Origin of the sequence: Plastoroseomonas hellenica (assembly GCF_018129085.1) — a bacterium.
Lineage (GTDB): Bacteria > Pseudomonadota > Alphaproteobacteria > Acetobacterales > Acetobacteraceae > Plastoroseomonas > Plastoroseomonas hellenica.
The window spans coordinates 69,921-77,680 of sequence record NZ_JAAGBB010000030.1 but is presented as its reverse complement, the minus strand read 5'-3'; the positions used below and the strand labels follow the sequence as shown (position 1 = coordinate 77,680).

Sequence of the window (7,760 nt, the reverse complement as noted above, 5' to 3'; positions counted from 1 at the left end):
GGCATCGTCGCCGCCCCGCTCGGTGCCTTCGCCCTCGGCGCCCTCGGGGCGCTCGCCGGCCTCGGCCTCGGCGGTTTCGGCCGCGCCGTCGTCGGCGCCGGCCTCTTCGCTGTCGTCCCCGTCTTCGGCAGCATCGGCGGCGGCCTCGGCAGAGGCCTCGCCGGGCTGGCCATCCTCGCGCCGGCCGCGGCCGCGGCGGCGGCGGCGGCGGCGGCGCCTCTCCGCCTCATCCTCACCACCGCGTTCGCGATCGTCGCGGCGTTCGGCGCGAGCAGGCTCGGTGCCCTCCTCCGCAGCCGCAGCCTCGGCCTCCTCCTCCTCGACCTCCTCCGGCTCCTCGGGCTCGGGCGCATAATCCATGCGCAGCGCCGAGGGCTGGACGGGCAGCGCATCGGCGCTCTGCGCCCGGGTGCGTTCGACGCGCAGCGCCGGCGGGATCAGCGTGTCATCGGGCTGCAGCAGCACCGTCATGGCCCAGCGCGCTTCGATCTGCGCCAGGCGGTCGCGCTTGCGGTTCAGCAGGTAGAGCGCGACCGGCCCCGCCACATGCACGATGATCTCGGCGCTGCGGCGGCGGGCACCCTCTTCCTCGATGGCGCGCAGCACCTGCAGCGCGCTGCTCTCGACGCTGCGGACGAAGCCGCGGCCCTGGCAATGCGGGCAGGTGACCGTGTTGTGCTCGGCGATCGAGGGGCGCAGCCGCTGGCGGCTCATCTCCAGGAGGCCGAAATGGCTGATGCGGCCGACCTGGATGCGCGCCCGGTCGTGGCGCAGCGAATCCTTCAGCCGCTTCTCGACCATGGCATCGTGCTTCGACGATTCCATGTCGATGAAGTCGATGACGATCAGCCCCGCGAGGTCACGCAGCCGGAGCTGGCGCGCGATCTCCTCCGCGGCTTCGAGATTGGTGCGGAGCGCGGTGTCCTCGATATGCCGGTCGCGCGTCGCGCGGCCCGAGTTCACGTCGATCGCGACCAGCGCCTCGGTCTGGTTGATGACGACATAGCCGCCGGAGCGGAGCTGGACGGTCGGCGAATTCATCGCGTCCAGCGCGGCATCGACGCCGTGGCGGGCAAAGAGCGGCGTCGGCTCCCGGTGCAGCCGCACCTTGGAGGCATTGGCCGGCATCAGCATGCGCATGAATTCGCGCGCCTGCTGATAGGCGTCCTCGCCCTCGACGATCATCTCCTCGACGTCGCGCGCGAAGACGTCCCGGATCGAGCGCTTGATGAGATCGGCTTCCTCATAGATCAGCGCCGGTGCGGTGGAGGCGAGCGTCCGCTCGCGGATGTTGTCCCAGAGCCTGAGCAGGTATTCGCAGTCGCGCCGGATTTCCGGCTTCGGGCGGTTGGCGCCGGCGGTGCGGACGATCAGCGACATGCCGTCGGGCAGCCCGACCTCGTCGATCGCCTCGCGCAGCCGCTTGCGGTCGGCAGCCGAGGTGATCTTGCGGGAGACGCCGCCGCCGCGCGGCGAGTTCGGCATCAGCACGGAGAAGCGGCCGGCGAGCGAGATGTAGCTGGTCAGCGCCGCGCCCTTGCTGCCGCGCTCCTCCTTGACGACCTGGACCAGCAGGATCTGCCGGCGGCGGATGACCTCCTGGATCTTGTAGTGGCGCAGGAAGCGCGGCGGGATGCGGCGATCGCGGCCGCCATCGCCCTCGCTCTCGCCATCCTCGCTGTCGGTGCCGGGATCCTCGCCGCCGATCGTCTCGGGCAGCGGCCCCTCCGGGGCGCGGTCCTCCTCGGCGAGCAGCGCCTCGGCTTCGGTGTCGGGCGCCGGCTCGGCGGCGGCGGTGACCCGCTCCGCCTCCATCAGCAGGGGCTGCGCGGTTTCGGGGGCGACAGCGTCTTCCCGCGCCGGCTCGGCCGGGGCCTCCGCGTCGGCGACCGGTTCCGCGGCGGCTTCGGGCGGCGGCTCGATCCCGGGCTCGGGCTCCGCGTGCATGGCGGCGTCGGGGGTGGCCTCGACGGGCGCCGCATCCCCGGGCTCCGCACCTTCGGGTGCCGGGACGACGGAAGGTGCCGCCTCCGCGGCGGCGCGGGGGCGATTGCGGCGCGCCTCGCGGGCCTGGGCGGCGCGCTCCTCGGCTTCGTCGTCCTCGCGCGCCTCCTGGGCCTGCATCTCGAGCAGGCGCTGCCGGTCGGCAACGGGGATCTGGTAGTAATCCGGGTGGATCTCGCCGAAGGCCAGGAAGCCGTGGCGGTTGCCGCCGTACTCGACGAAGGCAGCCTGGAGCGAGGGCTCCACGCGGACCACCTTGGCGAGGTAGATATTGCCCTTCAGCGGGCGGCGATTGGCGGTCTCGAGGTCGAATTCCTCAAGCCGGTTGCCATCCAGCACGACGACCCGGGTCTCTTCCGGGTGGCCGGCATCGATCAGCATGCGCTTGGTCATGGAAAGGAATGCTCCGCGCCGCAGGCCGCGCCGCGCATGGCGACGGGACGAGGGCGGATGAGGGTGGAATGGCCCGAGCGGAGAGGACGCGGCGCGGCGACAGCGTGCGGTCAGCGGCCAATGCGTCCTCCTCTTCTCGGCGGGCCACGGCGGTGCCGGGCCCTGGGTGGGCGCGCCAGATCTCGTTGCCCCTCGGCCCTTCATCCCCCGCCCGGGGCTCCGGGCGGCTTCAGGAGGCGCAGGCGGGCCGGCGGGATGCGGGGTCGCGCTTCGCGCACTCGGCGATCACAGGAGGGATCGGGGAAGCGCGGCACGCGGCGCATCGGGTCGTCCCGCTGCGATGGAGGCGACAGCCGGCCCGGGTAGATCGCGCGCCGCGAATGCCTGCGGCGGCGCGAACCGGGCCTTCCGGCTCCGCGCGATGGGCGCGCGGGTGCTGCCGGACACCTCCACCGGTAGCGGGAGCCGCCGGGGCAAGGCAGCATAGGACCTGCGGCCCCCCGCCACAAGCCGCCGAAGATGCCGGCTGGGGTTGAGACGCCATGTCGGGAAAACCTGGAATCGCCCTGAAATTCATGGCAAAGCATTGTAGCGGAGGCCAGCCGCTATGCCACGCTCAGCCAGACCCACCCTGATCGCCCGCCGGACCCTGCTCGGCTTCGGTGCCTCCCTGCTCTGGCTAGGGACGGCGCCTGCCGATGCGGAGCCGGCACGGCGCGCCCGCGCCCGGCAGCGGAACGCCCGCGCAACCCGGCCGCTGGTGGTGATCGATCCCGGCCATGGCGGGCGCGACCCCGGTGCCATCGGCGGCGCCGGCACGCTGGAGAAGCGCATCGTGCTGGCGACCGCGCTCGAGCTGAAGCGCCAGTTGGAAGCAGGCGGGCGCTGCCGGGTGATGATGACCCGCAGCCGCGACGTCTTCATCCCGCTCGGCGGCCGCGTGGAGTTTGCGCGGCGGCGGGAGGCGGCCCTGTTCCTGTCCGTCCATGCCGACAGCGCCCCGGGCGCACGCGGGGCGAGCGTCTACACCCTCTCCGACACCGCCTCTGATGCCCTCGCCGCGCGGCTGGCGCAACGCGAGAACGATGCGGACCGGGCCGGCGGGCTGCGCCTGCCCTCGGTCTCGCCGGAGGTGCAGCGCATCCTGATCTCGCTGATGCGGCAGGAAACGCGCGAGGGCAGTGCGCGGCTGGCCCGGCTGGCGGTCACCGAGCTCGGCGAGGCGACGGAGCTGCTGCCCAATACCCACCGGCAGGCAGGATTCGTGGTGCTGAAGGCGCCCGAGATCCCCTCCGCCCTCGTGGAGCTCGGCTTCCTCTCCAACAGCACCGACGAAGCGGCGCTGAAACGCCCCGCACATCGGATCCGGCTGGCGCGGGCCCTGGCCCGCACGGTGCATAGTTATTTAAGTTAGGCCTCAAGCGCCGGCGCACGCATGGTTTTCATGGCCTCAAACGCCGGCGGCCGCATCCGCGGCCTTGGCTTGCGCGCTGTCGGGTGCGCACCCAGCGCGGCTGGTGGTCGCGCGCGGGGCCGCATTCGCGGCCCCGGGGCGTCGCTGCGCTCGCCCCGCAGGAACCGTGGCGGCCTGCGGCCGCTCGTGCATTCGGGGCTCGTGCCGCTGGTGTAAGCTGCCGGGAAAGAGAGGATGAGGACGGCGATGCTGCGCAGCATATTGGTGGCGCTGGACGACACGCCGGGCGCGGAGGCGGCGCGTGACCTGGCAATCCGCCTGACGCGCGAAACCGGCGCCGCGTTGAGCGCCGCGGTGGTGCTGGACAGGCCGCACACCAACGATGCCCATGAGGCTGTCCCGCCGGGCGGCGGTGCCTTCAAGGAGCGGCGCGACGCCGCCCGCGCCCAGCGCGCCGAGGCGGAGGCCGCCGCCGCTCTCGCCGCCTGCACCGCGGCCGCCGGCGACCTGCCCTTTGTGACGCTCAGGCTGTCCGACGCGCCGGAGCCGGCGCTGCTCGCCGCCTCCGCGACGCATGATCTGGTCGTGATCGGCCGCGATTCGACCCTCGGACAGGAGGAGACGGAGCGCGGCTTGGCCCCGGTGATCGAGGCGCTGCTGCATGACGGCGCCCGGCCCCTGCTGGTCGTGCCGCCCGGCGCGGCGGCGGGCGATGGGCCGGTGGTGGTGGGCTACGATGCCTCGATCCCGGCGCAGCGGTCGCTGCAGGTCTTCGCGCTGCTCGGGCTGGCGCAGCGGGTGCCCGTCAAGGTCGTTTCGGCCGCCGAGACCGCCCCGGAGGCGCAGGCGATGGCCGAGGAAGGCGCGGCCTTCCTGCGCAGCCACGGGCTGGATGCGGACGCGCTCGCCGTCACCGGTTCGCGCCCGGCCGACCTGCTGCTGGCGGAAGCCGTCGGGCTGAAGGCCAGGTTGCTGGTGATGGGGGCCTTCGAAACCGGCGCGCTGCGCAGCTTCCTGCTGGGCAGCGCCACGCTGCGGCTGCTGCGCGAAGCGCCCTGCCCCATCTTCGTGATGAGTTGAGTAGTGATGCTGAAGCTGCTGGGGCGCCGGAATGCCTACAATGTCCGCAAGGTGCTGTGGCTGCTGGACGAGCTCGACCTGCCCTTCACCCAGGAGGATTGGGGGCGCGGCCATCGCGCCACCGACATCCCGGAATTCCTGGCCCTGAACCCGCTCGGCACCGTGCCGGTGCTGCTGGACGGCGGAGAGGTGCTGCGGGAATCGCATGTGATCCTGCGCTACCTCGCCGCGCGGCAGAGGGCCTGGTCGCTGTATCCAGAGGCGCTGGCGGCGCGGGCGCGGGTCGAGGCCTGGATGGACTGGGTCGCCTATGACATGACCATGCCGATGCGCGGCGCCTATCTCGGCGGCGAGCTCGGGCTCGAGCCCTGGAATCATCCCTGGTGCGTCGAGCAGGGGCGGGCGGAGTACACCCGGCGCATGACGCAGCTCGATGCCGCGCTGGCGGCGGGCGGCCCGCATTTGGCGGGCGAGGCCTTCACCCTGGCCGATATCCCCGCAGGCTTCGTCGTGCATCGCTGGTTCGCGATGCAGGGCTTCGCAAAGCCGGCGCTTCCTGCCCTGGACGCCTATTACGAGCGCCTGTCGGCACGGCCGGCCTATCGCCGGAACATCCGCAACGGGTTGGTGTGAACTAAGTCGGCGGCGGGATCTCGGCCGCCAGCACCTGGCCGGACATGCTCTCGGTGATCAGCAGCGTCCGCCCGTCGGGGGCAAAGCAGCAATTGGTGGGCGTGCGGCCGAAGCCGCGGCAGTCGATCGCGAAGAGCGGCACGCCATGCGCATCGCATCCCCAGACCATGCCGTGGCCGGGATTGGCGATGAACAGCCGGTCATGGGCATCGACCGCCATGCCGTCGGGGCCGGAGGTGCCGGCCGGCACCCGGAAGAACAGGTTGGCCTTGCCGACCTGCGCGTCGCCGCGCAGCGGGAAGCGCCACACCTCGCAGGCACGTGTCATCGCCACGTAGCAATGGGTGCCGGCGCGGTTCAGCGCGATGCCGTTCGGGCTCGGCCCATTGTCGATCAGCCGGTCGATGCGGCCATCGGCATGCAGGCGCAGCACCCGGCCCGTCGGATCCTGGAGCCCGGTCTGCCCCTGATCGGTGAACAGCGCGGCGCCGTTGCCGTCGAAGACCAGGTCGTTGACGCCCTTGAAGCCCTCGCTCAGCACCGTCTCCAGCAACGGCGCGATGCTGCCAGTCGCGGGGTCGAGGCTCAGCAGGCCGTGCCGGTAGTCGGTGATCGCCAGCGCGCCGGAGGGCGCGAGCGCCATGCCGTTCGGCCAGCCCTCATACTCCGCCAGCACCTCCCAGGCGGTCGGGCTGCCGATGATGAAGACCCGGCCGTTCGGGATGTCGGTGACCAGGAAGCGCCCGGCGGCATCGAAGCAGGGCCCTTCCAGGAAGCTGTCCACCGCCGCGCCGCCGCGATTCGCATCGCTCCAGGCGCTGCGGCGAGGCTTGCGCAGCTTCGCCGGCAAGGCGGCGAAGAGCGTGGGGGTCAGGGTGAGCGGCTGGGGAAAGAACATGGAACGGAAGATTGCGTCGCTCTGACACGGCCGGCAAGCCGCCCTTCGCGACACCGCGAGCCGCTCGACGTCTTACAACTCCATGCTTGACGCGCGCCGGCGCGACGCGACATGCAACGCGCAGTCGTGTAAGGATCCGTCCATGCCGCCCACCCCGCTGCGCGCACCCGCCGCAGCCCTGGCCTTTGTTTTGGCCGCCGGGCCTGCCCTTGCGCAGTTCGGGCCGCAGGGGCCGCCGGCCGTCGGCATCGTCACCGCCGATCGCCGGCCGATCACCGAGACGACGGAATTCGTCGGCCGCATCGAGTCGACCGATCGCGTCGGCCTGCGCGCCCGCGTCAGCGGCTTCATCCAGGAGATCGCCTTCCGCGAAGGCCAGGAGGTCGAGCAGGGCCAGGTGCTCTATCGCCTGGAGCGCGCGCCCTTCGAGGCGGAGGTGGCACGCCAGCAGGCCTCCATCGCCTCAGCCCAGGCGACGCTCACCAATGCCCGGATCTCGCTCGATCGGGCGCGCGACCTGCTGCGCACACCGGCCGGCACCCAGGCGCGGGTGGATGACGCGGTCGCGGCGGAACGCACCGGCGCCGCCCAGTTGCTCGGCGCCCAGGCGGCGTTGCGGGCGGCGCAGATCAACCTCGATTACACCGAGATCGCGGCGCCGATCGCCGGCCGCATCGGCCGCACCAACTTCACTCTGGGCAATGTCGTCGGCCTCGATTCCGGGGCGCTCGCCACCATCGTGAGCCAGGACCCGATGCGCGTCGCCTTTCCGATCAGCGCCCGCCAGGCGGGCGAGCTGCGGACGCGGTTCGAGGCCCGCGGCGGCGCCGATGCGGTGCGCGTCCGGGTGCGGTTCAGCGACGGCACGATGTATCCGGAGCCGGGACGGGTGGTGTTCATCGACCCGTCCGTGGATCGCAACACCGACACCTTGCTGGTGCGGGCGCTGATTCCCAATCCGCTGCGCCAGGCGGGCAGCAACAGCCCTGAGGTCGGCGACCGGCCGCTGGTCGACGGCCAGTTCGTCTCCGTCCTGATGGAGGGCGCAGAGCCGGTGCAGGCGATCGCCATCCCCCGCGCCGCGGTGCTGCAGGACCAGCAGGGCAGCTACGTCTTCATCCTCGACGCCGAGAACAAGGCGCAGCGGCGCAACGTCACGCTCGGCCGCGGCCCTGCCGATACCGCAGTCATCGAGCGCGGCCTCGAGGGCGGGGAGCGGGTGGTGGCCGAAGGCGTGCAGCGCGTGCGCCCCGGCCAGCCGGTGAACCCCGCGCCGGTCAGCGCGCCGCCGCCCACGCCAGGCGCGTCTCCTCCGGCCGGCGGGCGGGGCTGAGGATC

The 7,760-nt window shown here is 72.4% G+C and carries 6 protein-coding genes; 4 read left to right on the top strand and 2 right to left on the bottom strand.

The features are described from left to right. Nucleotides 1-2,397: Rne/Rng family ribonuclease (locus GXW71_RS22565; RefSeq protein WP_246526785.1), on the bottom strand; the 2,397-nt coding region annotated here is incomplete at its 3' end. 607 nt (nucleotides 2,398-3,004) lie between these two features. Between GXW71_RS22565 and GXW71_RS22555 the strand changes: the two genes are divergently transcribed. The 3 genes from GXW71_RS22555 to GXW71_RS22545 all read left to right on the top strand — a co-directional run bounded on the left by GXW71_RS22555 (nucleotide 3,005) and on the right by GXW71_RS22545 (nucleotide 5,524). Further along, nucleotides 3,005-3,811: an N-acetylmuramoyl-L-alanine amidase family protein gene (locus GXW71_RS22555; RefSeq protein WP_211854941.1), complete on the top strand. Its 807-nt coding sequence runs from the start codon at nucleotides 3,005-3,007 to the stop codon at nucleotides 3,809-3,811. 234 nt (nucleotides 3,812-4,045) lie between these two features. Continuing rightward, the gene (locus GXW71_RS22550) at nucleotides 4,046-4,891 is read left to right on the top strand and encodes a universal stress protein (protein WP_211854940.1); all 846 of its coding nucleotides are present in this window, start codon (nucleotides 4,046-4,048) and stop codon (nucleotides 4,889-4,891) included. 6 nt (nucleotides 4,892-4,897) lie between these two features. Next, nucleotides 4,898-5,524, top strand: a complete 627-nt coding sequence (locus tag GXW71_RS22545) for a glutathione S-transferase family protein (RefSeq protein WP_211854939.1) — start codon at nucleotides 4,898-4,900, stop codon at nucleotides 5,522-5,524. Between the two features lies 1 nt (nucleotide 5,525). On the opposite strand, the gene GXW71_RS22540 is transcribed toward GXW71_RS22545, so the two are convergent. After that, a complete protein-coding gene (locus GXW71_RS22540) occupies nucleotides 5,526-6,422 on the bottom strand; it encodes an SMP-30/gluconolactonase/LRE family protein (protein ID WP_211854938.1) in 897 nt (298 codons plus the stop codon). A gap of 142 nt (nucleotides 6,423-6,564) precedes the next feature. Here GXW71_RS22540 and GXW71_RS22535 point away from each other — a divergent pair, with 142 nt between their 5' ends. Continuing rightward, the gene (locus GXW71_RS22535; protein WP_211854937.1) at nucleotides 6,565-7,755 is read left to right on the top strand and encodes an efflux RND transporter periplasmic adaptor subunit; all 1,191 of its coding nucleotides are present in this window, start codon (nucleotides 6,565-6,567) and stop codon (nucleotides 7,753-7,755) included. The last annotated feature ends 5 nt before the right edge of the window (nucleotides 7,756-7,760 follow it).

What these genes read in the sequence shown, in the direction of transcription:
- GXW71_RS22555 (WP_211854941.1), top strand. Translation starts at nt 3,005, where the DNA reads ATGCCACGCTCAGCCAGACCCACCCTGATCGCCCGCCGGACCCTGCTC.
- GXW71_RS22550 (WP_211854940.1), top strand. Translation starts at nt 4,046, where the DNA reads ATGAGGACGGCGATGCTGCGCAGCATATTGGTGGCGCTGGACGACACG.
- GXW71_RS22545 (WP_211854939.1), top strand. Translation starts at nt 4,898, where the DNA reads ATGCTGAAGCTGCTGGGGCGCCGGAATGCCTACAATGTCCGCAAGGTG.
- GXW71_RS22540 (WP_211854938.1), bottom strand. Translation starts at nt 6,422, where the DNA reads ATGTTCTTTCCCCAGCCGCTCACCCTGACCCCCACGCTCTTCGCCGCC.
- GXW71_RS22535 (WP_211854937.1), top strand. Translation starts at nt 6,565, where the DNA reads ATGCCGCCCACCCCGCTGCGCGCACCCGCCGCAGCCCTGGCCTTTGTT.